A 24,851-nucleotide genomic window follows, 5' to 3' on the forward strand; every position below is an offset into this window, starting at 1 on the left:
AGTGACGCGGAAGGGGCGCCGGATCTGATCCGGCGCCCCTTCCGCGCGTCGCCTGAGGGACGTCCCGACGGCCGATCAGTCGCTGCGGGCGTCGTCCCGGGCCTCGACCTCGTCCGGGAGCGGACGGGCGACCGGGATCTTGCTGCCCAGCACCTGCGCGACGACGTCGCGAGCGATGTGCTGGGGAGTGAGTCCGACGTCCTCGAGGATCTCCTCGCGCTTGGCGTGGTCGAGGAACTGGTCGGGCAGCCCGAGCTCGGTCACCGCGGTGTCCACGCCGGCCTCGCGCAGGTCCTGGCGGATGCGTGTGCCGATCCCACCGACGCGCACCCCGTCCTCGATCGAGACGACGATGCGGTGCTCGCGGGCGAGCTCGATGATGCTGGTGGGCACGGGCACGACCCAGCGGGGGTCCACGACGGTGGCTCCGATGCCCTGGGCCGCGAGCCGCTCAGCGACCTCGAGACCCATCGCGGCCATCGGCCCGACCGTGACCAGCAGCACGTCCTTGCGCTCGGCGCGGGCGAGCACGTCGACCCCGTCGCCGAGACGCTCGACGGCGTCGATCTCGTCACCGACGCTCCCCTTCGAGAAGCGCACCACGGTCGGCGCGTCGGTGACGCCCACGGCCTCGCGCAGCTCCTCGCGCAGACGCACGGAGTCGCGCGGAGCGGCGAGGCGGATGTTCGGGACGACCTGCAGGATCGCCAGATCCCACATGCCGTGGTGGCTCGGACCGTCGGGCCCGGTGACTCCGGCGCGGTCCAGCACGAAGGTGACGCCCGCTCGGTGCAGTGCGACGTCCATCAAGACCTGGTCGAAGGCGCGGTTCACGAAGGTGGCGTACAGCGCGACGACCGGATGCAGCCCGCCGAAGGCGAGACCGGCGGCCGAGGTCACGGCGTGCTGCTCCGCGATGCCGACGTCGAAGACGCGCTCCGGGTACTTCTCCGCGAGGCGGTCGAGACCGACGGGCCGGAGCATGGCGGCCGTGATGCCGACGATCGTCGGGTCCTCGTCGGCCAGGGTGACGATCTCCTCGGCGAACACCGAGGTCCACGAGCGGGCCCCGGCCGCGCTCAGCGGCTCGCCCGTCTCGGGGTCGATCTGCCCGACGGCGTGGAACTGGTCGGCGAGGTCGTGCACGGCCGGACCGAAGCCCTTGCCCTTCTGGGTGATCGCGTGGACGATGACCGGCTGGCCGTAGTCCTTCGCCTGCTGGAGGGCCTCCTCCATCGCCGTCAGGTCGTGTCCGTCGATCGGCCCCAGGTACTTGATGTCGAGGTTGGAGTAGAGCGCCTCGTTGTTGATGAAGCGGCTGAGGAAGCCGTGGAGCCCGCCGCGCATGCCGCGGTAGACGGCGGCGGCGGGGCCGCCCAGCCGCTCCGAGACGGCCCGGGAGCCGCGGTGCATCGTGCGGTAGGTCGGCCGCGTGCGGACGCCGTTGAGGAAGCGGGCCATGCCGCCGATGGTCGGGGCGTAGGAGCGCCCGTTGTCGTTGACCACGATGACGAGCCCGCGGGAGTTGTCGTCGCTGATGTTGTTCAGCGCCTCCCAGGTCATGCCGCCGGTGAGGGCGCCGTCGCCCACGACCGCGACGACGTGGCGGTCGGTCTGACCGGTCATCGTGAAGGCGCGGGAGATGCCGTCCGCCCAGGACAGCGAGCTGGAGGCGTGCGAGCTCTCGACGATGTCGTGCGGCGACTCCCTCCGCTGCGGGTAGCCGGCGAGGCCGCCGCGCTGCCGGAGCTTCGAGAAGTCCTGGCGACCGGTGAGCAGCTTGTGGACGTAGGACTGGTGGCCGGTGTCGAACACGATCGCGTCGTGCGGCGAGTCGAAGACCCGGTGGATCGCGATGGTCGTCTCGACGACGCCGAGATTCGGCCCCAGGTGGCCGCCGGTCTTCGAGACCTCGCGCACGAGGAAGTCGCGGATCTCCTGCGCCAGCGTCTCGAGCTCGGCCGCGGTCAGGCGATCGAGATCGCGAGGACCGCCGATGGTCTCGAGAACAGCCATGCGCGCCGCCTTCCGGGGTCGTGAGCGAGGTGGGGACGTCTCCCGAGTCTACGCACGGGGCCCCCGGGAACGCGTGTGCGCCTCCCCCGCAGGGAAGGCGCACACGCTCTGCGGCTGATCTAGACGAGCGAGCGCAGCACGTACTGCAGGATGCCGCCGTTGCGGTAGTAGTCCGCCTCACCGGGGGTGTCGATGCGGACGACCGCGTCGAACTCGACGGTCTGCTTGCCCTCGGCCGAGTGCTCGGTCGGCTCGGCGACGACGTGGACCGTCTTGGGGGTGACGCCCTCGTTCAGCTCCTCGATGCCCGAGATGCTGATCGACTCGGTGCCGTCGAGGCCCAGCGACTCCCAGCTCTCGCCCGCGGGGAACTGCAGCGGGACGACGCCCATGCCGATGAGGTTCGAGCGGTGGATCCGCTCGAAGCTCTCGACGATGACCGCCTTGACGCCCAGCAGGCTCGTGCCCTTGGCCGCCCAGTCGCGCGACGAGCCGGAGCCGTACTCCTTGCCGCCCAGGATGACGAGCGGGGTTCCCTCGGCCTGGTAGTTCTGCGACGCGTCGTAGATGAACGACTGCGGGGCGTCCGGCTGAGTGAAGTCGCGGGTGTAGCCGCCCTCCACGCCGTCGAGCAGCTGGTTGCGCAGGCGGATGTTCGCGAACGTGCCGCGGATCATCACCTCGTGGTTGCCGCGGCGCGAGCCGTAGGAGTTGTAGTCCTTGCGGTCGATGCCGTGCTCGTCGAGGTAGCGGCCGGCGGGGCTGTCGGCCTTGATCGAGCCGGCGGGGCTGATGTGGTCGGTCGTGACGGAGTCGCCGAGCTTGGCGAGCACGCGGGCACCGGCGATGTCGGTGACCGGGGTCGTCTCCATCGTCATGCCGTCGAAGTACGGGGGCTTCCGCACGTAGGTCGACGACTCGTCCCACTCGAAGATCGAGCCCTCGGGGGTCTGCAGCGCGCGCCAGCGCTCGTCGCCGTCGAACACGCCCGCGTACTGCGTGTCGAACATCGACTTGTCGATCGACGAGTCGATCGTCGCCTGCACCTCGGCCGCGTCGGGCCAGATGTCCTTGAGGAACACGTCGTTGCCGTCGGAGTCGGTGCCGAGCGCGTCGACCTCGAAGTCGAAGTTCATCGAGCCGGCGAGCGCGTAGGCGATGACGAGCGGGGGGCTCGCCAGGTAGTTCATCTTCACGTCCGGGTTGATGCGGCCCTCGAAGTTGCGGTTGCCCGAGAGCACGGCGGTCACGGCGAGGTCGTTGTCCTGCACCGCGGCCGAGATCTCCTCGAGCAGCGGGCCGGAGTTGCCGATGCAGGTCGTGCAGCCGTAGCCGACCGTGTAGAAGCCGAGAGCCTCGAGCGACTCGGTCAGGCCGGCCTTCTCGTAGTAGTCGGTGACGACCTTCGATCCGGGCGCCAGCGTGGTCTTGACCCACGGCTTGGCCTTCAGGCCCTTCTGCGCCGCGTTGCGGGCCAGCAGGCCGGCCGCGAGCATGACGGACGGGTTCGACGTGTTCGTGCACGAGGTGATCGCCGCGATCGCGACGGCGCCGTGATCGATCGTGAAGGTCCCGCCCTCGCCGAGCTCGACCGTGGTCGGCTTGGAGGCGGTCGCCGGCGCGTGCGAGCGGTGGGTGTGCTCGTGGCTGCTGTGCTCGTCCTGCGGCTGCAGCTCTCCGGGGTCGGAGGCGGGGAACGACTCCGCGATGGTCAGGTCGACGATGTCGTGCGAGACGTCCGCGTAGTTGGTGAGGTCCGACTCGAACTGCGTCTTGGCGGACGAGAGCTCGATCCGGTCCTGCGGGCGCTTCGGGCCGGCGATCGAGGGGACGACGGTGCCGAGGTCGAGCTCGAGGTACTCGCTGAAGACCGGCTCGACCGCGGGGTCGTGCCAGAGCTTCTGCAGCTTGGAGTACTGCTCGACGAGGGCGATCTGCTCGTCGCTGCGGCCGGTGAGGCGCAGGTAGTCGAGGGTCACGTCGTCGATGGGGAACATCGCGGCGGTGGAGCCGAACTCGGGGCTCATGTTGCCGATGGTGGCGCGGTTCGCGAGCGGCACCGCGGCGACGCCGGCCCCGTAGAACTCGACGAACTTGCCGACCACGCCGTGCTTGCGCAGCATCTGCGTGATGGTGAGCACGACGTCCGTCGCGGTCACGCCGGTCGGGATCGAGCCGGTGAGCTTGAAGCCGACGACCTTCGGGATGAGCATCGAGACGGGCTGGCCGAGCATCGCGGCCTCGGCCTCGATGCCGCCGACGCCCCAGCCGAGCACGCCGAGGCCGTTGACCATCGTCGTGTGCGAGTCGGTGCCGACGCAGGTGTCGGGGTAGGCGCGCAGCGCACCGCCCACCTCGCGGGTCATGGTGACGCGGGCCAGGTACTCGATGTTGACCTGGTGCACGATGCCGGTTCCGGGCGGGACGACCTTGAAGTCGTCGAATGCGGTCTGGCCCCAGCGGAGGAACTGGTACCGCTCGCCGTTGCGCTCGTACTCGAGCTCGACGTTGCGCTCGAGCGCGTCCTCGGTGCCGAAGAGGTCGGCGATGACGGAGTGGTCGATCACCATCTCGGCGGGCGCGAGCGGGTTGATCCGGTTCGCGTCGCCGCCCAGGGCAGCGACGGCCTCGCGCATCGTGGCGAGGTCGACGATGCAGGGCACGCCGGTGAAGTCCTGCATGACCACGCGGGCCGGCGTGAACTGGATCTCGGTGTCGGGCTCCGACTCCGGGACCCACTCGCCGAGGGCGCGGATGTGGTCGGCGGTGATGTTCGCGCCGTCCTCCGTGCGGAGGAGGTTCTCGAGCAGCACCTTGAGGCTGAACGGGAGCTTCTCGTGACCGGGGACCCGGTCGATGCGGAACACCTCGTAGTCGGTCGAGCCGACCTTCAGGGTGTCTTTCGATCCAAAGCTGTCTACCGCGGACACGTCGCCCTCTCCTTCGCTGACTGCAGCGTCCGCCGACGGGCGGCGCCGCTCTCCGTCCTCATCTTGACGACCGCGCACAGCGGCCTGCCACCAAGGAGGACCTAACTCCTCGACGCCGAGGCGCCCGGTCGACCTCGCCGCGACGGTGCGGGGAGGCGAGCGCTATTTATCTCGACGTCGAGACAATTCTACGCACGATCCGGAGCATCGCCCGCATCGGCGCGCTCGCCGGCTCCGCGGTACTCGGCCCGGACGGCGAGCACGGTGAGCACCAGCAGCGGCGCGTACAGGGGCAGGCCCAGCGCCAGCTTCCAGATGCCCAGCGCCGTGGTGTCCTCGGCGAGGAACAGCGGGTACTGCACGGCCAGGCGCAGGAGGAAGAGCCCCGCCCACGCGAGGGTCAGGGCGCCGAAGAGGCGGCGCTTGCGCCGATCGGATCGCCAGGCGGTGCCGTCCCCCATCAGGAAGCCGGCGGCGACGCCGATCAGGGGCCAGCGCACGAGGACGGAGAGGAGGAAGACGAGCCCGTAGACGAGGTTGGTGAGCAGCCCCAGGGCGAAGTTGTCGACGCCCCGCCCGGTGAACAGCGCCAGTGCGGCCGAGACCACCACGGCGAGCAGTCCGCCGACGGCCTGGATCACCGGCGTCCGGCCGAGCACCCGCGCCACCGTGAACGCCACGGCGAGCCCGACGGATGCGACCAGCGAGAGCACGAGCTCCGAGGTGACCGTGTAGAGCAGGACGAAGGCTATGCCGGGCACGACGGCCTCGAGGATCCCCCGGACGCCGCCCATGGTGCGCAGCAGCGCCTTCCCGTCGAACGGCTCGTCGTCGGCGACCGCGCCGAGTCCCGAGCGGCGGGCGGCCTGCGCGATCGCGTCGCCCACCTCGGGCCGGACCGGCTCCTCCGATCGGGCCGGGTCCTCGGGCCGCACCGGCTCCATGCCGGTCAGCTCGCGCTCTGCTGGGTCTGGCTGCCGGTCGGCACCTTCAGCGGGATCAGGTCGCGCGGAGGCATCGGGCCGCTGCCGCGGACCACGACGATGCTGCGGAAGAGCTCCTCGACCGAGGCGGCCGCCTGCTCGTCGACGGCTCCGGCTCCGGCGATCACGCCGCGGAGGAACCAGCGCGGACCGTCGACGCCGACGAACCGGGCGACGCGGGTCTGGCCGCCGGCGATCGGGAGCTCGGCGACGAGCTCCGGACCGAAGACGCCGTCGCGCTCCGTCGTCGATCCGCCCTGACGGCCGATCTGCTCGGCGATCTGGCCGCGGATCTCGTGCCAGAGGCCCGAGGAGCGCGGCGCGGAGAAGGGCTGCACCTGCAGCGTCGACCCGGCGTAGTCGAGGCCGACGGCGATGACGCGCTTGGTCCCCTCCTCGACCTCGAGGCGGATGTGCATGCCCTCGCGGGGAAGCACCTTCACCCCGCCGAGGTCGATGTAGGGGCGGACCGGGTTGGCCTCGCGCTCGTCCAGGGGCCCGGCCTCCGCGCGGTCCTCCGGCGCCGACTTCTCGAAGTCCTGCTGGACGGGCTCGGCGGCCTCGCCGGCCGTGGGCTGGATGTCGCTCATGCGCTCTCCTCGTGGATTCTGGTCTCCTGGGCGCCGGCGGCGTACCCGGTGGATCCGAAGCCGCCCGTGCCGCGGACCGACTCGGGAAGCTCGTCGACGGCCGTGAACCTCGCCTGGACGACGGGGACGATCACGAGCTGCGCGATCCGGTCCCCCGCCGAGACGCGGTACGTCTCGCGGCCGTCGGTGTTCAGCAGCGCCACCCGGATCTCGCCGCGGTAGCCCGCGTCGATCGTTCCGGGGGCGTTGACGACGGTGATGCCGTGCCTGAAGGCCAGCCCGCTGCGGGGGACGACGAAGCCGGCGTGGCCCTCCGGGAGGGCGACGGCCACCCCGGTGCCGACGGAGGCGCGCTCACCGGGGGCGAGCACCACGTCCTCCGTCGAGTGGAGATCGGCTCCCGCGTCGCCCGGACGGGCGTAGGAGGGGAGCCGGTCCGCGGTGATCGGGACGTCGACGGTTGCAGGCACGTGACGAGGGTAGACCAAACGTCTGATCCAATAGGGTCATGCCGTCCTACCGAGAGAGGCTGTGGCCAGCGCCCTGGCTCTTCGTCGCCACCGCCCTCGTGATCCCCGCCAGCATCCTGGTGTTCGCGCCCATCGACCTCGCGGTGGGGGTGATCGTCGCGGTCGTTCTGTACGCGGGCTGCGTGCTGTCGCTGCTGGCCCTCTCCCCCGTGATCGAGGTGGCGGAGGGGGAGCTGCGCGCCGGCCGCGCGCACATCCCGCTGGACCTCGTGGGCGAGCCGTCCTCCTACTCGGGGGACCAGGCGTTCGCCGAGCGCGGGACGCGCCTGGACGCGCGGGCGTACCTGGTCATCCGCGGCTGGGTGAAGGAGGTGGTGCGGGTCCCGATCGAGGATCCGGCCGACCCGACGCCGTACTGGCTGGTCTCCACCCGCCGCCCGGACGACATCGTCGCCGCGATCCGGGGATCACGGCGACGGAGCGGTCCTCCTTCGGAGCCGGGAGGCGCTTAAGCGGCGCACTCCAGGCAGATCGGTCCGAGCTTCTCCTCGTGGTCGATCTGCGAGCGGTGCTTCACGAGGAAGCAGCTCACGCACGTGAACTCGTCCGCCTGGGGCGGAAGGACCACGACGTCCAGATCGAGGTCGGACAGATCGGCACCGGGCAGTTCGAATCCGCCCGGGTTGTCGGCGTCATCGACGTCGACGACTCCGGACATCTTGTCGGGGACTCGCTCCTTCAGGGCCTCGATCGACTCGGAGTCGTCATCGGTCTTGCGGGGGGCGTCGTAGTCCGTAGCCATTCCCATCCACTTCTTATTTCTGCTGTTCAACAAATCGGCGGGGTCAGTGTGCATCACGACGCATCGATTCGCAAACCACCTCGAACGGCTCTTGACACCCGCTCGCCCCGCCTCCTTCCGCACCAACTTTCGACCCGCCCGGGGTATTCCCGGCCGATCGCCCGGGCGCGTGGCATCCTTGCCCGGTCCGCGTCCAGAAGGAGGGTCCCCACGATGATGGAACTGAAGGTGATCGGCGTCGAGGGCGGATCGCTCGTCCTCGTGTCCGAGGGCGGCGAGCGCTTCTCGGTCCGCATCGACGAGACGCTGCAGAGCCAGCTGCGGCCGCGGGTCCACACCCTCCCGCCGCGCGAGAAGCGCGTCTCCCCCCGCGAGATCCAGGCCCACATCCGCTCCGGGCTCTCCGCCGAGGAGGTCGCCGAGCTCACGGGCGCCGACCTGGGCTACGTCCAGCGCTTCGAGGGACCCGTCACGGCCGAGCGCGAGCACATCGTCGCGTCCGCCCTCGCCGTGCGCGTCTACACGACCACCGACCCCGATCCCCTCGAGGAGGGCACGCCCTTCGGCGACGTCATCCGCGACCGCCTCGCGTCGCTCGGCGCCGAGGGCGAGCAGTGGTCGAGCTGGAAGGAGGAGGAGGGCTGGGTCGTCAAGCTCCTCTTCCGCTCGGACGAGATCGACCACGACGCCCGCTGGCGCTTCGACCCGCGGAAGGCGCTGCTGTCGCCGCTGACCTCCGAGGCGATCACGCTCTCGCAGCAGGGCGAGATCCGGCCGACCCTCATCCCGCGCCTGCGCGCCGTCATCCCCGCCGCCGTCGACGAGCTCGCCACGCGCTTCGACCCGGAGTCCGCGGAGGCGCCGAGCCGCTCCGCCCGGGCCGACCACCCCACCGCCGGCCGCCCCGCCGCGATGCCGCACGCCCGACCGGCCGCCGTCCGCCCCTCCGACACGGAGCCGCAGCCGGCCCTCTCCGAGACCCCGCGCCCGATCTCGACGCTCCCCCGCCCCATCACGAGCACGACGGAGCAGCGCGAGCGCAACCTCAACGACACCGCCGACCTGCTCGACGCCCTGCGGCGCCGCCGGGGCGAGCGCGATCACGCCTCGAGCCTCCGCGTCCGCGAGGAGCCGGAGCCCGAGGCCGAGGCCGCTCCTCCGGTCGAGAAGGCACCGGAGCCGCCGCGCACCGCTCCCCCGGTCCCCGAGCAGCCGTCGGGCGTGCGCGGGAGCCTCCGCCGGGGGCGGGCGTCGATGCCGAGCTGGGACGAGATCGTCTTCGGAGCGCGCAGCGACGACTGAACCTCCGCCGGCGCGGCTCCGCCGGGGTGGACGGTGCCCCCGTGCACTCGGCCCGGCTCAGGCCAGCGCGCCGAAGCGGAGGAGCGGCACCTGCGTCTCCTCCGGGGTGAGCGACCCGTGCTGCCCGATCATGGAGCGGCCGGAGGAGTCGTCCGCCGCGTAGTAGGCGATGGTCCTCCGCGCCGCGACGAACACGTCGCCCATCCGCTCGGCCGCCGCCGGAGAGACCTCGCCGAACCAGCCGCTCGCGGCGACCTCGTCGCGCGTCGCGATCCAGGCGCGTGCGCCCTCCGCCTCGGTCCAGCGCCGCGCCACCTCGTCGGGGTCCACACCCGGCTCGAGGTGCAGCTGCAGGCAGCGGGGCTCTCCTCCGAGGTGCCGGACGCCATCGAGCAGCGGTCCCCGCTCGACGAGCACGTGCGAGGACGCCGGGACGTCCACGATGCCGTGGTCGGCGGTGACCAGCACGCTCTCCCGGGCGGAGAGCCCGCGGACCGCTCCGCCGACCTCCCCGTCCAGGAGCTCGAGCGCTGCCGTCCACTCCGGCGACTCCCAGCCGCGCGCATGCGCCGCCTGGTCGAGCTCGGGGACGTAGAGGTACACGAGCTGCCGGCCGCCCTCGTCGAGCAGGGCGCGCGCCGCCGTGAAGCGCTCGGCGACGCCGCCGGCGGAGTGGTACTCGGCGCCGCGCAGGATCGCCCGCGTGAGACCGGAGCGGGCGTACCGCGCGGGGCCGATCACTCCGGCCCGGACACCGGCGACCGAGGCCTGCTCGAAGACCGTGGGGTGGGGCTGCCACGTCTCGGGCACCATGCGCTCGTCCCAGCCGGAGAGCTGGTTGACCAGGCGGTCGGAGGCGCGGTCGAGCACGCGGTAGCCGACCATCCCGTGCCCGCCCGGGCGCAGGCCCGTCGTCAGGCTCGCCAGGGCCGCCGCGGTGGTCGTCGGGAAGCCCGAGACGAGCGTGGTGCCGCGGTTGAGGGCCGGAGCGAGCGTGCGCGAGTGGCCCCCGCGCTGGCGGAGGTTCGCGGCACCCAGGCCGTCGACGAGGACGACCACGATCCGCTCGACGCGGGGCGAGCCGAAGAGGCCGGGGCGGCCCAGGAGCGCGTCGAGGGCGCCCGGCAGGACGTCGGCGAGGCTCCGCCGCCCGTCGGGGGCTGGCGGTAGCATGTGGGTCATCGCGCCCAGTTTCGCACAGCGCCGCCGTCCCCGCCGGGCCGGTGCAGCGGAGCGTCCGCGTGAACGGGAGGGCCGGTCCCGTCCGCGAGGCGCCGTCTCCGCTCCGCCCGTCCCGTCGAGCGCCGCAGGGCGGTGCAGTCCCCCGCCGCCGCCCCGCGCCCGCCACCGAATCGAGTCATGAACGCTGCAGCCCCCTCCTCCGGATCCTCGCTCACCGAGCGCATCGAGGACGTCGACGTCTCGGCCGAGATGGAGGGGTCCTTCCTCGAGTACGCGTACTCGGTCATCTACTCGCGGGCCCTGCCCGACGCCCGCGACGGCCTCAAGCCGGTGCAGCGCCGGATCCTCTACATGATGAGCGAGATGGGGCTGCGGCCCGATCACGGCCACGTGAAGTCGGCCCGCGTGGTCGGCGAGGTGATGGGCAAGCTGCACCCGCACGGCGACGCCTCGATCTACGACTCGCTCGTCCGCCTCGCCCAGCCGTTCACGATGAGGGTCGCCCTCGTCGACGGGCACGGCAACTTCGGCTCCCTCGACGACGGCCCGGCCGCGGCCCGCTACACCGAGGCCCGCCTCGCCCCGGCCGCCACGGCCATGACCGAGCACCTCGGCGAGGACGTCGTCGACTTCGTCCCGAACTACGACAACTCGCACGACCAGCCCGAGGTCCTCCCCTCCGCGTTCCCGAACCTGCTGGTCAACGGGGCCAGCGGCATCGCCGTCGGCATGGCGACGAACATGGCGCCCCACAACCTCGTGGAGGTGATCGGGGCGGCCCGGCACCTGATCGCCCATCCCGACGCGTCCCTGGACGACCTGATGTCGTTCGTCCCGGGACCGGACTTCCCGAGCGGTGGCACGATCGTCGGCCTCGCCGGCGTGCGCGACGCCTACGCGACCGGCCGGGGCGGCTTCAAGACCCGCGCGCGCGTCTCGGTCGAGAGCATCACCGCGCGCAAGTCCGGCCTGGTCGTCACCGAGCTGCCCTACCTCGTCGGCGCCGAGAAGGTCATCGACAAGATCAAGGACGGCGTCCAGAACAAGAAGCTCAGCGGCATCTCGGACGTCACCGACCTGACGGACCGGGACAACGGCCTCCGGCTCGTCATCGGGATCAAGACCGGCTTCAGCCCGGAGGCCGTCCTCGAGCAGCTCTACCGCTACACGCCCCTCGAGGACGCGTTCTCGATCAACAACGTCGCGCTGGTCGACGGCGGCCCGCGCACCCTCGGCCTGAAGGAGCTGCTGCAGGTCTACATCGGCCACCGGGTGCAGGTCGTCACCCGGCGGACCCGCTACCGACTGCGCAAGCGCCAGGAGCGGCTGCACCTGGTCGAGGGCCTGCTCATCGCGATCCTCGACATCGACGAGGTCATCCAGCTGATCCGCGGGAGCGACGACACCGCGGCGGCGCGGGCCCGGCTGATCGAGGTCTTCGACCTCAGCACCCTGCAGGCCGACTACATCCTCGAGCTCCAGCTCCGCCGCCTCACGAAGTTCTCGCGCATCGAGCTCGAGACCGAGCGCGACACCCTCCTCGCCGAGATCGCCGCGCTCGAGGCCCTCCTCGCCAGCCGATCACGGATCGACGAGCTGGTCTCGGACGAGCTCGACGAGGTCGCCCAGCGCCTCGGGACCCCGCGGCGCACCCTGCTCACCGAGGCGCGCCCCTCCGTCGCCACCACCGGGCGGAAGGCCGCCGCGGTGCTCGAGATCGCGGACGTGCCCTGCCGGGTGCTGCTGAGCACCACCGGCCGCATGGTGCGGGTCGACCGCGACCCCGAGGCCGCTCCCCACCCCGAGCGCGCCACGCGCCGCTCGAAGCACGACGCCGTCCTCAGCGTGCTCGACACGACCAGCCGGACGGAGATCGGCGCGGTCACCAGCGCCGGTCGGCTCCTCCGCTTCTCGCCGGTCGACGTGCCCGCCGTCCCCTCCTCCTCGGTGCAGCTGGGCGCGGGCGTGCGCATGAGCGACTACCTCCCGCACCTGGCGAAGGACGAGCGGGTGCTCGCGCTCGTCGCCCTCGACGACGAGCGGCCGATCGCGCTCGGCACCCAGCAGGGCGTCGTCAAGCGCGTCGCGCCGGGCGAGCTGCCCAACCGCCCGGACATCGAGCTCATCGCCCTGAAGCCGAAGGACGCCGTCGTGGGCGCGGCCGCGTCGGCGGAGGAGGACGAGCTGGTCTTCGTCACCGGCGAGGCCCAGCTGCTGCGCTTCCCCGCGTCCGCCGTCCGCCCTCAGGGCCGGACCGCCGCGGGGATGGCCGGGGTCAAGCTGGCCGAGACCGACGACGTCGTGCACTTCGCCGTCGTCGCCGCCGAGGACCGGGACGAGGCCGTCGTCGCGACGGTCGCCGTCGACAGCTGGGCCCTCTCGGGGACCGACACCGGCAGTGCGAAGGTCTCGCCGTTCTCGGAGTTCCCCGCCAAGGGCAGGGCCACCGGCGGAGTCCGCGCGCAGCGCTTCCTCAAGGGAGAGACCGCCCTCGGAGTGGCGTGGGTCGGCCCCGGTCCCGCGCACGCCCTCGAGGCCGACGGCTCGGTGGCCGCGCTGCCCGACTCCGGGATGAAGCGCGACGGCTCCGGCGTGGCGCTCGCGGCGCCGATCGCGACGATCGGAGCGGCGCCCGAGGTGTTCTGAGCCCCGCGGCTCAGACGTCGATGCGGTCCCGCGACAGCGACTCGGACCCGCGGACGATGAACTCCTTGCGGGGCGCCACGTCGTTGCCCATCAGCAGCTCGAACACCCGGCCGGCGTTCTCGGCGTCGGCGACCCGCACCCGGCGGAGGGTGCGGCGGGAGCGGTCCATGGTCGTCGTGGCCAGCTGGTCCGCGTCCATCTCGCCGAGCCCCTTGTAGCGCTGGATCGGGTCCTGGTAGCGGCGGCCCGCCTTGCCGAGGGCCGCGAGGACGCTCTGCAGCTCCTTCTCCGAGTAGGTGTAGATCGTCTCGTTCGGCTTCTTCCCCGCGTTCATCACCACGAGCCGGTGCAGCGGAGGCACGGCGGCGAAGACGCGCCCCGCCTCGACGAGCGGCCGCATGTAGCGGAAGAAGAGCGTGAGCAGCAGGGTGCGGATGTGGGCGCCGTCGACGTCGGCGTCGCTCATCAGGATGATCTTCCCGTAGCGGGCGGCCGAGAGGTCGAAGGAGCGGCCGGAGCCGGCTCCGATCACCTGGATCATCGAGGCGCACTCGGCGTTCGAGAGCATGTCGGCGATGCTCGCCTTCTGCGTGTTGAGGATCTTCCCCCGGATCGGCAGCAGGGCCTGGTACTCGCTGTTGCGGGCGAGCTTGGCGGTGCCGAGGGCGGAGTCACCCTCGACGATGAAGAGCTCGCTGTTCTCGACGTCGCTGCTGCGGCAGTCGACCAGCTTCGCCGGAAGGGAGGAGGACTCCAGCGCGTTCTTGCGGCGCTGGGTCTCCTTGTGCGCGCGGGCCGAGATCCGCGACTTCATCTCGGCGACGACCTTCTCGAGGAGCTGGGAGGTCTGCGCCTTGTCCTCGCGGCGCGTCGAGGAGAACACCGCGCCCAGCGTCGAGGCGATGGTGGAGGCGACGATCGCGCGGACGGCGGGCGTGCCCAGCACCTCCTTCGTCTGGCCTTCGAACTGCGGCTCCGGGAGCCGCACGGTCAGCACGGCGCTGAGCCCGGCGAGGACGTCGTCCTTCTCGAGCTTGTCCGAGCCGACCTTGAGGCGGCGGGCGTTCGCCTCCACCTGGGAGCGGAGCAGCTTCAGCAGGCCCTGCTCGAAGCCGGTCTGGTGCGTCCCGCCCTTGGGCGTCGAGATGATGTTCACGAAGCTGCGCATCACCGTCTCGTAGCCGGTGCCCCAGCGCAGGGCGATGTCGACCTCGCAGGTGCGCTCCACCTCGGTGGGCACCATGGCGCCGCCGGGGGTCAGCACCGGCACGGTCTCGGTGAAGGTGCCGGAGCCGGTGAGGCGCAGCACCTCGGTCACGGGGGCGTCGGGGGCGAGGAACTCGACGAACTCCGAGATGCCGCCGTCGTAGCGGAACATCTCGGCGCGGCGCTCGTCCGCCCGGTCGTCGACGATGTCGATCGTCAGGCCGGGGACGAGGAACGCGGTCTGCCGGGCGCGCGTCACCAGGTCGTCCGTCTGGAACGAGGCGCCCTTCGTGAAGATCTGGCGGTCGGCCCAGTAGCGCACGCGCGTTCCGGTGACGCCCTTGGCGACCTTCCCGACGACCGTCAGCTCGGACCCGTTCTCGAACGGCGTGAACGGAGCGTCGGGGGTGGGCTCGCCCGCGTCGGCGAAGCGCCCGGGCTCCCCCCGGTGGAACGACATCCGGTAGGTGCGGCCGTTGCGGTCGACCTCGACGTCCAGGCGCTCCGAGAGCGCGTTGACCACGGAGGCGCCGACGCCGTGCAGACCGCCGGACGCCGCGTAGGATCCGGAGCCGAACTTGCCGCCCGCGTGCAGCTTCGTGAACACGACCTCGACTCCGGAGAGCCCCGTCTTCGGCTCGATGTCGACCGGGATCCCGCGCGCGCGGTCGCGCACCTCGACGCTGCCGTCGGCGTGCAGGAGCACGCTGATCTCGGTCCCGTGCCCGGCCAGCGCCTCGTCGACGGAGTTGTCGATGACCTCCCAGAGGCAGTGCATGAGGCCGCGCGAGTCGGTCGATCCGATGTACATGCCGGGCCGCTTCCGGACCGCCTCGAGACCCTCGAGGACGGAGAGGTGACGGGCGTTGTAGTCGGTGGAGGCCATCCGCCCAGTCTACTTTCGGGAACCGCTCCGGCCGCGGTGGCGCGGCACCCGGCGACAGCACGATGGCCGCTCGGCGCGGGGCCCCTACGCGCAGAGCGAAATGCCGACCGATCGACTCCGTGCGGAAACAATCGCGTGCTTGGATGGGTTCCACTAAGCAGAGATCGAAGACCGAGTGCAGGAGGCCAAGTCATGTCGACCACAGCAACCCAGAACGGCGTGGACGAGCTCGCCGGTGCCCACCAGCTCTCCGCCGCCGACCGCTGCGACAGCTGCGGTGCCCAGGCGTACATCCGAGTGGTCGTGAACAACGGAGAACTGCTGTTCTGCGCACACCACGGGAAGAAGTACCAGGAGAAGCTCTCCAGCATCGCCCAGAGCTGGCACGACGAGTCCGCCCGACTCTTCGAGGAGCAGCGCCCCTAGCGCGTCCCCGATCAGCCCGGACGGCGCGTCAGCGCCCTACAGACCGACACCGAGCCGCTTCGCGATCACTTCGCGAGCGGCTCGTGCCGTTTCATCGACCAGGCGGAGACGCTCGTCCGACGGGGAGTAGGCGTCGCCGAGGGCGCGCCGCAGGATCGCGTCCGCGAGCGACGGGTTCTTCGCGAGGACGGGGCCGTGCAGGTGCGTGCCCAGAAGGCCTCCCACCGCGTAGCCCTCGTGGCCGGCGCCGTCGCCGGTGCCGTGCAGCACTCGGCCGAGCGCGTGCTCGGGCGCTATCCCGGTCATCCGGCGCTCGTGGTTCTCGAATCCGACGAGGACGCCGCCCGGCGTCTCGACGAGGAGGTCGTCGGTCGCGCGCTCGCCCGTGACCGAGTCTCCGGGGAACAGCCCGATCCCCCGGGCTCCGCCCGCGGCCGTGCTGATCGAACCGGCCAGCATCTCCCAGCCGGCTCCGACCGCGACGACCTGGGTGCCCTGGTCGACCCAGGCCCGCAGCGTCGGCGCGATCTCGTGGAGGAGTGCCAGGACGCCCGGGAGGTCCTCGTCCGCTCCCGTCCCGGCGACCAGGACGTCCGGATGGACCTCGGCGTCGGAGGCGGTCATGAGCGGCACGACCTCCGCCTCGACACCCGACCAGCGCGCCCGAGCCGCGAGGACCCGGGCGTTCGCCGCGTCGCCGTTGCTGTCCAGGACGTCGGGAGCGAGCACGGCGATGCGGAGGGTGGTCACGCGGTCTCCTCGCGGTTGGTGACGAGCTGCAGGTGCGCACGGGTGCGGCGCATCGAATCGGCCGAGAAGACGATGGTCTTCCGGCCGGAGGCGGGGGTCGGCAGAGCGAGGAACGCGTCGAGCGCGCGACCCAGGTCCTCGTCGACGGAGTCGACGCGCACGCCGTCGTAGCGCAGGTGCAGCGCCGCCTCGTGCGCCTTCGACCCCGAGACGACACGGACGTGCCCGAGCACGGAGCTGTCCACGGGCCAGAAGTAGGAGGGGTCTCGGACGTCGGAGCCGATCGCGAGCATGATCTGCTCGGTCCCCTCGGGGATCTCCGCGATGTTCAGGCGGTAGCTCGCCGGGTTCTGAACCAGGACGAACTCGACCTCGTGGCCGCGCACGGTGACGATCTCGCCCCGCCCGAAGACGGGGTCGATGCTCGAGAGCGCGGAGGCGGCGAGGGCCGGGTCGAAGCGCTCGGCGAGCACGGCGCGGGCCGTGGAGACGGCCGCCGCGGCGTCGACCGCGTAGTGGACGCCCCGCGCGGGGAGCCGGACCTCGAGCGGGTCGCCGTCGCTGACGATGCGCGCGGCCGCTCCCGTCGTGCTCTCGACGACGGTGGTGGCACGGTCGGTCCCGGCCTCCGCCTCCGCGGCGTAGCCGAGACCGCCCGACGCGGAGTCGCGGACGGAGGAGGAGACGCCGTACCAGCGGATCCGCTCGTCGGGGAGGGAGGTCGCGACATCGGCGACGTGGCGGTCGTCGGCGTTCAACACGACGGGACCGGTCGCGCGGGAGGCGATGGTGCCGAGCATCCGGGCGACCATGGCCGGATCGAAGAAGCGGTCGATCTGGTCGACCACCACGTTCGTCAGCAGGACGACGCGGGGGCGCATCCGGGGCGCGAGGCGCGCGCCGTGACCCTCGTCCATCTCGAGGACGGCGATGTCGGCGTCGATCCGTCCGCGGAGGTCCGCCTGCTCCAGGAGCGCGGAGGTCAGCCCCTGGGCGATGTTGGCCGTCGAGGGGTTGGTGAAGACCCGGAGCCCGTGCGCGCGGAGCACCGCGACCAGCATCTTGGTCGTGGTCGACTTGCCCGCCGATCCCGTGACGACCACGAGGCCGTCCCGGAATCCGTCGAGCACCGCGGGCAGGAATCCGGGCGCGACACGGTTCACCACGAGTCCGGGCACGGCGGATCCCCCGCCGGGCTTCCGGACCCGCGCGGCGAACCGGGCGGCCCTCCCGAGGAGGACCGCCGGCGCGTAGCGGATCACCGGCCTACTCGAGGTAGTCGCGGAGCGACTGCGAGCGGGACGGGTGGCGGAGCTTGGCCATCGTCTTGGACTCGATCTGGCGGATGCGCTCGCGCGTCACGCCGAAGGTGTCGCCGATCTGGTCGAGCGTCTTCGGCATGCCGTCGCCGAGGCCGAAGCGCATGCGGATCACGCCGGCCTCGCGCTCCGAGAGCGAGTCGAGCAGCGACTCCAGCTGCTTCTGCAGCATGGTGAAGCCCACGGCGTCGGCCGGGACGACCGCCTCGGTGTCCTCGATGAGGTCGCCGAACTCGCTGTCGCCGTCCTCGCCCAGGGGCGTGTGCAGCGAGATCGGCTCGCGCCCGTACTTCTGCACCTCGATGACCTTCTCGGGGGTCATGTCGAGCTCGCGCGAGAGCTCCTCGGGCGTGGGCTCGCGGCCCAGGTCCTGGAGCATCTGGCGCTGCACGCGGGCCAGCTTGTTGATGACCTCGACCATGTGCACCGGGATGCGGATGGTGCGGGCCTGGTCGGCCATCGCGCGGGTGATCGCCTGGCGGATCCACCACGTGGCGTAGGTCGAGAACTTGAAGCCCTTGGTGTAGTCGAACTTCTCGACCGCACGGATGAGGCCCAGGTTGCCCTCCTGGATGAGGTCGAGGAACTGCATCCCGCGACCGGTGTAGCGCTTCGCGAGGCTGACGACGAGCCGGAGGTTCGCTCCGAGCAGGTGGCTCTTCGCGCGCTGGCCGTCCTTCGCGACCCAGCGCAGCTCGCGGACGAGCTCCGGGCTGAGGTCGGTCGAGTTGGCGAGCTTGTCCTCGGCGAACAGGCCGGCCTCGATGCGCATCGCGAGCTCGACCTCCTCGGCCGCGTTCAGGAGCGCGACCTTGCCGATCTGCTTCAGGTAGTCCTTGACCGGGTCGGCGGTGGCACCGGTGATCGCGGTCGAGTAGACCGGGACCTCGTCGTCCTCTCCGCCGAACGACAGGACGAGCGCACCGCTCGGGAGCGGCTCGGCCGGAGCGGCGACGGCGGCGGCGGCCGGGGCCTCCGGCGTCTCCGCGTCGTCCTTGGCGTCGGTCTCGGTGTCCTCGGCGACGACCTCGGTCTCCTCCTCCTCCGCTGCCTCGTCGGGCTCGACGGCGTCGGTCGGCTCCTCCTCGGTGTCGGCGGGAGCGGCGGCCTTGGTCGTGGCGCGCGAGCGGGTCGTCTTGGCCGCGGTGGTCTTGGCCGCCGTGGTCTTCGCCGCGGGCTTGCGCGTCGCGGGCTTCTTGGTGGTCGTCGTCACGTCGTCGTCGACGGCGTCGAGCGTTGCGGTCTTGGTAGCTCTGGTGGCCATGGCGGCACCTCTCCATCCGTTGCGTCCCGGGGGCGGGCGGCGCGGGAGGGCGTCGTCCGTCGGTGGGCATTACGAGGACCCATGTCAAGTCGAGGACGTCGCACGCCCGACGTGGGCCTGGTGCTCCTCGACCCGAACGGGTCCTATTGACAATTATTGCACGTCTGAGTAGTGCAGCCGTGCGGTGCGGTGCGAGTGGGGCTCGATCCGGCGGGATCCGGGCCGTTCCGCTGGGACATCGCGTCTGCAGAAGGGCGGATCGACGGACGACCGTCAGCGCCCCGCGCGGCCGCGGCGCATCCGGTCACTCAGTGCAACCCAGAGAGGGGCCACGGTTATTCCCTCGTCCTCGGCCAGGCGGCGGCGGGTCCGGCGGCGCGCGACGACGAGTGCGACGACTCCGGCGCCGACCACCACGTACTGCACGCACCACGCCAGGCGGAAGTGCTCGAGCGAGTAGGTCTGCTCGGAGGAGGCACCGGGACCGGCCAGTGCGTCGAGGATCAGGCCGATCGCGAACATCATCGTGAAGCTGGCCAGGAACCCGCCCACGTTGACGACTCCGTTCGCCGCGCCGAGGCTCCGCGAGGGGTTGAACGTGCGGGCGAAGTCGAACCCGATCATGGAGCCGGGGCCGCCCGCTCCGACGACGATCAGGAGCAGCACCACGAGCCAGTACGGCGGGACGCCGGGCCAGAGCAGCACGACGGTCCAGGCGACCGCCATCGCCGAGACGATCCCGAGCACGAGGTTGCTGCGGCGCATGGGGTGGCGAGCGGTCAGGACGCCGAGCACCGGCCCGACGACGATCCCCGCGATCACGACGATCGTGAGGGTCGGCGCGGCGACGGTCGGCGGCAGGCCGATCGCGTAGACGAGGAAGGGGTAGCCCCAGAGGAGCGTGAAGACCGTGCCGGAGGACTGCGTGACGAAGTGCGACCAGAAGCCGAGCTGCGTCCCCGGCCGGCGCAGGCTCACTCCGAGCTGCGCGATCGTCGCCCGGAGCGTCGGAGGCACCACCGTGATCGGCTCGGTGCGCGGCGGGACGTCGGCGACCAGGAGGAGCACGCCGAGGAAGGACACGGCCCCGAGGCCGGCGGCGCTGAGGAACGCGGGCTCCCAGCCGAACGTGTGGAGGATCGCCGCGAACGGGAGTGCGGAGAGGATCTGGCCCACCTGGCCGATGTTGCCGATCCACTGCGAGAGCTGCGGCACGATCGGTCCGCTGAACCAGGTCACCGTGAGGCGGATCACGGAGGTGAAGATCGCGGCGTCCCCGGCTCCCAGCAGGATCCGCCCGACGATCGCGACGCCGATGCCCGGCGCGATCGCGACCACGACCTGGCCCGCCATCATCAGGGCCGTGCCCGAGAGGATCAGGGTCCGCGGGCCGAACCGGTCGATGAGGATCCCGACCGGGATCTGCATCCCGGCGTAGACGATCAGCTGGACGACGGCGAGCGACGAGAGGACGGCGGCGGCCACCCCGAACCGCTCCGCGGCGTCCACTCCTGCGACGCCCAGCGTCGTGCGGTCCAGGACCGCGACGAGGTAGGCGAACGCTCCGGCACCGAAGACGAACCAGGCTCGACGATCACGCACTCGTCCGATCCTACGGCCGCTCAGGAGGCGGTGGGCTCCTCGCCCGGGCGGCGGATCGCGAGGAACTTCTCGAGCTCGGCGGCGATCGCGTCGGCGCTGGGCACGAAGCCGTCCTCGTCGGTGAGCGGCGAGCGGAGGCTCGTCCCCTCCATGTAGGTGTCGTGCCGCGCCTCGAGGGCCGAGACCAGCTTCTGCAGCTCGTCGTTGCCGCCGACCTGCTCGTCGACCTTGCCGAGGAACTCCCGCCCGCTCTCGCGCAGGCGGTCCGTCGGGAAGATGAGGCCGGTCGACGCCGAGATGCTCTCGAGCGCCGCGACCGCCGCCTGCGGGTACTCGGTGTCCGACAGGTAGTGGGGGATGAGCAGCGCGAAGCCGACCACGGTCAGACCGCGCTCGTAGAGGCGCAGCTCGAGCAGGTGGAGGACGTTCGAGGGCACCTGCGTGTGCGGCTTCCAGACCGACATCGCCTCGATCAGGTCCTCGCGGTTGCCGCTCACGGTGACGCCGACGGGCCGAGTGTGCGGCACGGGCATCGGGATCGCCTGGACCCACGTGGTCGAGGCGACGTCGAGCCGCTCGAGGAGGGAGACCACCGCGCGGGTGAACCGCTCCCACTGGAAGTCGGGCTCGAAGCCGGTGAGCAGGAGGAACGGCTGGTGCAGCTCGTCGTGCGCGAGCGAGAGCCGGAGCATCGCAGGACGGTAGTCCGTCAGGTGGTCCTGGTCGAACGTGATGATGGGGCGGCGGGCCCGGTAGTCGAGCAGCTGATCCTGGTCGAAGACCGCGACCCCGCGGTGCTCGAGGGTCTCGAAGAGGTACTCCCCCAGCTGCCCCACCGCTCCCCCGGCGTCGGCCGAGCCGGTCAGGCCCGCGACGAGGTGCAGCCCGCGCGGGATCTCGGAGAGGTCGCCCTCGATCTCGAACAGGTCTTCCGGATCCAGCATGCGTCCAGTCTAAACGGGGGTCCCGGCGCCCCGGCCGGGTCCGCTGAGCCCTCAGCGAACAGCGCCTAGCATTGCCGCCATGCCCCTCTCCTCTCTCGAGTACTCGACCGTTCCCGCCTCCGACATCGACACCGACGCCCTCGTCCTCGGCGTCGCCCCGGGACCCGACGGTCCCCGGCTCGTCGGCGCGGAGGGCTTCGAGGAGCTGGCCCCCGCGCTGAGCGCGCTCGGCGCGACCGGCGCGGCCGAGACGCTCGTGCGCGTGCCGTCCTCGGTCCGTGCCGGAGTGATCGTGCTCGTCGGACTCGGCTCGGCGGAGCCCGACGACACCGCGCTGCGGAACGCCGCGGGCGCCGCCGTCCGCCTGCTCGCGGGGTCCGCCTCCGTGGCCCTCTCCCTCCCCGCCGGCTCCGACGGCACGCTCGCCGCGGTCGCCGAGGGCGCCGCGCTCGGCTCCTACTCCTTCACCGCCTTCCGCGGCAGCACCGCCGCCGCGGCGAAGGCGCCCGTCGAGCACGTCGTCCTGCTGGGCGGCGGCGAGTCGGCCGACCCCGCCGTCCTGGACCGGGCGTTCGTGCTCGGCCGCGCGGTCGGCACGGTGAAGGACCTCGTCAACACTCCCCCGTCGCACCTCTACCCGCAGACGCTGGCCGAGGCCGTGCAGACCGGCGCAGAGGGACTGCCCCTCGAGGTCACCGTCTGGGACGAGGAGGCCCTCGCGGAGGAGGGGTTCGGCGGCATCCTCGGAGTCGGCAGCGGCTCCTCCCGCCCGCCCCGCCTCGTGAAGGTCGCCTACGCGCCCGAGGGCGCGAGCACCCACCTCGCCCTGGTCGGCAAGGGCATCACCTTCGACAGCGGCGGACTCTCGCTCAAGCCGCCGGCCTCGATGATCGGGATGAAGACCGACATGGCGGGCGCGGCGACCGTGTACGCCGTCGTGCGCGCCATCGCGGAGCTCGGCCTCCCGCTCCGCGCGACCGCCTGGCTCTGCATCGCCGAGAACCTCCCCTCCGGGACCGCGATCCGCCCGGACGACGTGCTCACCGTGCGCGGCGGGACCACGGTGGAGGTGCTGAACACCGACGCCGAGGGCCGACTGGTGCTCGCCGACGGCCTCGTCGCCGCCAGCGAGGAGCAGCCCGATGCGATCATCGACGTCGCGACGCTGACCGGCGCCTCCGTGGTCGCCCTCGGCAACCGGACCGTCGGCGCTCTGGGCGACGACGAGCTGGTCTCCCGCGTCCTCGACGCCGCCCGCGCGGCGGGAGAGCCCTTCTGGCAGATGCCCCTCCCTGCGGAGCTGCGACCGCTGCTCAACTCGGACGTCGCCGACATCGCGAACGTCAAGCCGGGCAACACCGCCGGCGGCATGCTCCTCGCCGGCCACTTCCTCCGCGAGTTCGTCGGGAAGCGCGGCGAGGGCGAGGACGCGACCACGATCCCGTGGGCGCACCTCGACATCGCCGGCCCCTCGAGTAACGGAGGCGGCGGCTACGGCTTCACCGGAGCCGGCGCCACGGGGGTCTCGGTGCGCGCGCTGATCGCTCTGGCCGAGGGCTTCGCGAGCGCGTAGTAGGGTCGACGGGGCGGGAGATCCCGCCTCGTCCCCCCTCCCGATCCGCTCGGCGCTCAGCGCCGGAGCCGGTCGGCCGGGAAGCGGGACCGCACGTCGCGAGGGAGTCACTGGGTGTCGGAAGAGCGCTACGACCTGGTCGTGCTCGGAGGTGGCAGCGGCGGGTACGCGGCGGCCCTCCGGGCGACGCAGCTCGGGATGAGCGTCGCGCTCGTGGAGCGCGACAAGCTCGGCGGCACCTGCCTGCACCGCGGGTGCGTGCCCACCAAGGCCCTGCTGCACGCCGCCGAGCTGGCGGACGGCGCCCGCGAGGGAGAGAAGTACGGCGTGCTCTCGAGCTTCACCGGGATCGACATGGCGGGCGTCACGCGCTACCGCGAAGGCGTCGTCGCCGGCAAGTACAAGGGGCTCCAGAGCCTCGTGTCCTCGCGCGGCATCACGGTCGTCACGGGCGAGGGCCGCCTCACCGCGCCTGGCACCGTGACGGTCGGTGAGCACGTGCTCCACGGCGCGTCGGTCGTCGTCGCCACCGGGTCCGCCTCCCGCACCCTCCCCGGGATCGAGATCGGCGGCCGCATCCTGACGAGCGACCAGGCTCTCGAGCTCGACCACGTGCCCGCGAGCGTCGTCGTCCTGGGCGGCGGAGTGATCGGCGTCGAGTTCGCGAGCGTCTGGCGCTCGTTCGGCGCCGAGGTCACGATCGTCGAGGCCCTCCCCCACCTCGTCCCCAACGAGGACGAGAGCGTCAGCAAGCAGCTGGAGCGCGCCTTCCGCAAGCGGGGCATCGCCTTCCAGCTGGGATCTCGCGTCGCGTCGGTCTCGCAGAGCGAGGGCGGCGTCTCCGTGTCGCTCGAGAGCGGCGCCACGGTGGAGGGCGAGATCCTGCTGGTCGCCGTCGGCCGCGGCCCGGTGACCGCGGGCATCGGCCTCGAGGAGGCCGGGGTCCGCCTCGACCGCGGCTACGTGCTGACCGACGAGCGCCTGCAGACCTCCGTCCCCGGCGTGTACGCCGTGGGCGACATCGTGCCGGGGCTCCAGCTCGCGCACCGGAGCTTCCAGCAGGGGATCTTCGTCGCGGAGGAGATCGCCGGTCTGGGCCCGCAGGTCGTCTCGGACGTCAACGTCCCGAAGGTGACCTACAGCGACCCCGAAGTGGCCTCCGTCGGCCTCGGCGAGGCCCGCGCGATCGCCGAGTACGGCGCCGAGCGCGTCGCCGTGTACGACTACGGCCTCGGCGGCAACGCCCGGAGCACGATCATCGGGACCACCGGCTCCGTGAAGGTCGTGCGCCTGGTCGACGGCCCCGTCGTCGGCGTGCACATGGTCGGAGCCCGCGTCGGCGAGCTGATCGGCGAGGCTCAGCTCATCGTGAACTGGGAGGCGCACCCCGAGGACGTCGCGCCCCTCGTGCACGCGCACCCCACTCAGAACGAGGCGCTCGGCGAGGCGCACCTCGCTCTGGCGGGGAAGCCGTTGCACGCCCTGTAGAACCACTGCGGTGCGGCGATCCGCCGCTTCCGCATCAGTAAGCTGGACATCGAAACACAAGCGTCTTAAGGAGACAGGCTCATGAGCGAATCCGTCAGCCTCCCGGCACTCGGAGAGAGTGTCACGGAAGGAACGGTCACCCGCTGGCTGAAGAACGTCGGGGACCGCGTCGAGGTGGACGAGCCCCTGCTCGAGGTCTCGACCGACAAGGTCGACACCGAGATCCCGTCGCCCGTCGCGGGAGTGATCGAGGAGATCCTCGTCCAGGAGGACGAGACCGTCGAGGTCGGCGCCGAGCTGGTGCGCATCGGAGACGGCTCCGGAGCCTCGTCGGCGTCCGAGCCCGAGGCTCCCGCCGAGGAGGCCCCCGAGGTCCAGGCCGCCGAGACCGAGGCCACCGACGAGGTGACCCCGTCGGTCGACGCCGAGAGCGACGCCGAGGCCCCCGCCCCGGCGGAGCCCGAGCCCGCCC

The 24,851-nt window shown here is 71.9% G+C and carries 20 protein-coding genes; 7 read left to right on the top strand and 13 right to left on the bottom strand.

The window, feature by feature from the left end:
- Positions 1-75 precede the first annotated feature (75 nt).
- The 5 genes from dxs to dut form a co-directional block, all read right to left on the bottom strand.
- Positions 76-2,016 (bottom strand): 1-deoxy-D-xylulose-5-phosphate synthase, encoded by a 1,941-nt coding sequence (dxs, locus tag C5C53_RS14725; protein ID WP_104267881.1) that lies wholly within the window; start codon positions 2,014-2,016, stop codon positions 76-78.
- Between the two features lie 119 nt (positions 2,017-2,135).
- Positions 2,136-4,946, bottom strand: a complete 2,811-nt coding sequence (gene acnA / locus C5C53_RS14730) for an aconitate hydratase AcnA (protein ID WP_104267882.1) — start codon at positions 4,944-4,946, stop codon at positions 2,136-2,138.
- 188 nt (positions 4,947-5,134) lie between these two features.
- The gene (locus C5C53_RS14735; RefSeq protein WP_104267883.1) at positions 5,135-5,890 is read right to left on the bottom strand and encodes a DUF3159 domain-containing protein; all 756 of its coding nucleotides are present in this window, start codon (positions 5,888-5,890) and stop codon (positions 5,135-5,137) included.
- A 5-nt stretch (positions 5,891-5,895) separates the two neighbouring features.
- Entirely contained in the window at positions 5,896-6,519 is a 624-nt protein-coding gene (locus C5C53_RS14740) for a DUF3710 domain-containing protein (protein ID WP_104248032.1), read from the bottom strand.
- Positions 6,516-6,989: a dUTP diphosphatase gene (gene dut / locus C5C53_RS14745; RefSeq protein WP_104267884.1), complete on the bottom strand. Its 474-nt coding sequence runs from the start codon at positions 6,987-6,989 to the stop codon at positions 6,516-6,518. The genes C5C53_RS14740 and dut overlap by 4 nt, the downstream gene beginning before the upstream one ends.
- Positions 6,990-7,027: 38 nt before the next feature.
- Here dut and C5C53_RS14750 point away from each other — a divergent pair, with 38 nt between their 5' ends.
- On the top strand, positions 7,028-7,501 hold the full coding sequence (locus C5C53_RS14750) for a DUF3093 domain-containing protein (protein ID WP_104267885.1): 474 nt from the start codon (positions 7,028-7,030) through the stop codon (positions 7,499-7,501).
- Here the strand turns inward: C5C53_RS14750 and C5C53_RS14755 are convergent.
- Complete coding sequence (locus C5C53_RS14755; RefSeq protein WP_055792269.1) at positions 7,498-7,791, bottom strand: DUF4193 domain-containing protein; 294 nt, start codon at positions 7,789-7,791, stop codon at positions 7,498-7,500. The genes C5C53_RS14750 and C5C53_RS14755 overlap by 4 nt on opposite strands.
- Positions 7,792-8,004: 213 nt before the next feature.
- Here C5C53_RS14755 and sepH point away from each other — a divergent pair, with 213 nt between their 5' ends.
- On the top strand, positions 8,005-9,093 hold the full coding sequence (gene sepH, locus C5C53_RS14760; protein WP_104267886.1) for a septation protein SepH: 1,089 nt from the start codon (positions 8,005-8,007) through the stop codon (positions 9,091-9,093).
- A gap of 57 nt (positions 9,094-9,150) precedes the next feature.
- Here sepH and C5C53_RS14765 read toward each other — a convergent pair whose 3' ends face one another.
- Positions 9,151-10,275, bottom strand: a complete 1,125-nt coding sequence (locus C5C53_RS14765; RefSeq protein WP_258075435.1) for an alkaline phosphatase family protein — start codon at positions 10,273-10,275, stop codon at positions 9,151-9,153.
- A gap of 177 nt (positions 10,276-10,452) precedes the next feature.
- Here C5C53_RS14765 and C5C53_RS14770 point away from each other — a divergent pair, with 177 nt between their 5' ends.
- A complete protein-coding gene (locus tag C5C53_RS14770; protein WP_104267887.1) occupies positions 10,453-12,921 on the top strand; it encodes a DNA topoisomerase (ATP-hydrolyzing) subunit A in 2,469 nt (822 codons plus the stop codon).
- A gap of 10 nt (positions 12,922-12,931) precedes the next feature.
- Here the strand turns inward: C5C53_RS14770 and C5C53_RS14775 are convergent, their stop codons facing one another.
- Entirely contained in the window at positions 12,932-15,013 is a 2,082-nt protein-coding gene (locus C5C53_RS14775) for a type IIA DNA topoisomerase subunit B (RefSeq protein ID WP_104225230.1), read from the bottom strand.
- Positions 15,014-15,205: 192 nt separating this feature from the next.
- Here C5C53_RS14775 and C5C53_RS14780 point away from each other — a divergent pair, with 192 nt between their 5' ends.
- Positions 15,206-15,439 carry a hypothetical protein gene (locus tag C5C53_RS14780; RefSeq protein WP_068212876.1) on the top strand — a complete coding sequence of 78 codons (234 nt, stop codon included), beginning with the start codon at positions 15,206-15,208 and terminating at the stop codon, positions 15,437-15,439.
- Positions 15,440-15,475: 36 nt separating this feature from the next.
- Here the strand turns inward: C5C53_RS14780 and C5C53_RS14785 are convergent, their stop codons facing one another.
- The 5 genes from C5C53_RS14785 to C5C53_RS14805 all read right to left on the bottom strand — a co-directional run bounded on the left by C5C53_RS14785 (position 15,476) and on the right by C5C53_RS14805 (position 21,318).
- Positions 15,476-16,189: a type 1 glutamine amidotransferase gene (locus tag C5C53_RS14785; protein ID WP_104267888.1), complete on the bottom strand. Its 714-nt coding sequence runs from the start codon at positions 16,187-16,189 to the stop codon at positions 15,476-15,478.
- Positions 16,186-17,451, bottom strand: a complete 1,266-nt coding sequence (locus C5C53_RS14790; protein ID WP_104267889.1) for a Mur ligase family protein — start codon at positions 17,449-17,451, stop codon at positions 16,186-16,188. The genes C5C53_RS14785 and C5C53_RS14790 overlap by 4 nt, the downstream gene beginning before the upstream one ends.
- 4 nt (positions 17,452-17,455) lie before the next feature.
- The gene (locus C5C53_RS14795; protein WP_104232561.1) at positions 17,456-18,772 is read right to left on the bottom strand and encodes an RNA polymerase sigma factor; all 1,317 of its coding nucleotides are present in this window, start codon (positions 18,770-18,772) and stop codon (positions 17,456-17,458) included.
- A 273-nt stretch (positions 18,773-19,045) separates the two neighbouring features.
- On the bottom strand, positions 19,046-20,374 hold the full coding sequence (locus C5C53_RS14800; protein WP_104267890.1) for a nitrate/nitrite transporter: 1,329 nt from the start codon (positions 20,372-20,374) through the stop codon (positions 19,046-19,048).
- A 20-nt stretch (positions 20,375-20,394) separates the two neighbouring features.
- Positions 20,395-21,318, bottom strand: a complete 924-nt coding sequence (locus tag C5C53_RS14805) for a proteasome assembly chaperone family protein (RefSeq protein WP_104225227.1) — start codon at positions 21,316-21,318, stop codon at positions 20,395-20,397.
- 79 nt (positions 21,319-21,397) lie between these two features.
- On the opposite strand from C5C53_RS14805, the gene C5C53_RS14810 reads away from it, so the two are divergent.
- The 3 genes from C5C53_RS14810 to C5C53_RS14820 all read left to right on the top strand — a co-directional run.
- Entirely contained in the window at positions 21,398-22,891 is a 1,494-nt protein-coding gene (locus tag C5C53_RS14810) for a leucyl aminopeptidase (RefSeq protein ID WP_104267891.1), read from the top strand.
- 114 nt (positions 22,892-23,005) lie between these two features.
- The gene (gene lpdA / locus C5C53_RS14815) at positions 23,006-24,379 is read left to right on the top strand and encodes a dihydrolipoyl dehydrogenase (protein ID WP_104232557.1); all 1,374 of its coding nucleotides are present in this window, start codon (positions 23,006-23,008) and stop codon (positions 24,377-24,379) included.
- An 81-nt stretch (positions 24,380-24,460) separates the two neighbouring features.
- A partial coding sequence (locus tag C5C53_RS14820; protein WP_308470986.1) for a biotin/lipoyl-containing protein occupies positions 24,461-24,851 on the top strand: 391 nt, incomplete at its 3' end.

This window comes from Rathayibacter sp. AY1E3 (assembly GCF_002932235.1).
GTDB lineage: Bacteria > Actinomycetota > Actinomycetes > Actinomycetales > Microbacteriaceae > Rathayibacter.

What these genes read in the sequence shown, in the direction of transcription:
- C5C53_RS14750 (WP_104267885.1), top strand. Translation starts at nt 7,028, where the DNA reads ATGCCGTCCTACCGAGAGAGGCTGTGGCCAGCGCCCTGGCTCTTCGTC.
- C5C53_RS14735 (WP_104267883.1), bottom strand. Translation starts at nt 5,890, where the DNA reads ATGGAGCCGGTGCGGCCCGAGGACCCGGCCCGATCGGAGGAGCCGGTC.
- C5C53_RS14770 (WP_104267887.1), top strand. Translation starts at nt 10,453, where the DNA reads ATGAACGCTGCAGCCCCCTCCTCCGGATCCTCGCTCACCGAGCGCATC.
- C5C53_RS14810 (WP_104267891.1), top strand. Translation starts at nt 21,398, where the DNA reads ATGCCCCTCTCCTCTCTCGAGTACTCGACCGTTCCCGCCTCCGACATC.
- C5C53_RS14805 (WP_104225227.1), bottom strand. Translation starts at nt 21,318, where the DNA reads ATGCTGGATCCGGAAGACCTGTTCGAGATCGAGGGCGACCTCTCCGAG.
- C5C53_RS14795 (WP_104232561.1), bottom strand. Translation starts at nt 18,772, where the DNA reads ATGGCCACCAGAGCTACCAAGACCGCAACGCTCGACGCCGTCGACGAC.
- C5C53_RS14780 (WP_068212876.1), top strand. Translation starts at nt 15,206, where the DNA reads ATGTCGACCACAGCAACCCAGAACGGCGTGGACGAGCTCGCCGGTGCC.
- C5C53_RS14765 (WP_258075435.1), bottom strand. Translation starts at nt 10,275, where the DNA reads ATGACCCACATGCTACCGCCAGCCCCCGACGGGCGGCGGAGCCTCGCC.
- C5C53_RS14740 (WP_104248032.1), bottom strand. Translation starts at nt 6,519, where the DNA reads ATGAGCGACATCCAGCCCACGGCCGGCGAGGCCGCCGAGCCCGTCCAG.
- C5C53_RS14755 (WP_055792269.1), bottom strand. Translation starts at nt 7,791, where the DNA reads ATGGCTACGGACTACGACGCCCCCCGCAAGACCGATGACGACTCCGAG.
- dxs (WP_104267881.1), bottom strand. Translation starts at nt 2,016, where the DNA reads ATGGCTGTTCTCGAGACCATCGGCGGTCCTCGCGATCTCGATCGCCTG.
- C5C53_RS14775 (WP_104225230.1), bottom strand. Translation starts at nt 15,013, where the DNA reads ATGGCCTCCACCGACTACAACGCCCGTCACCTCTCCGTCCTCGAGGGT.
- sepH (WP_104267886.1), top strand. Translation starts at nt 8,005, where the DNA reads ATGATGGAACTGAAGGTGATCGGCGTCGAGGGCGGATCGCTCGTCCTC.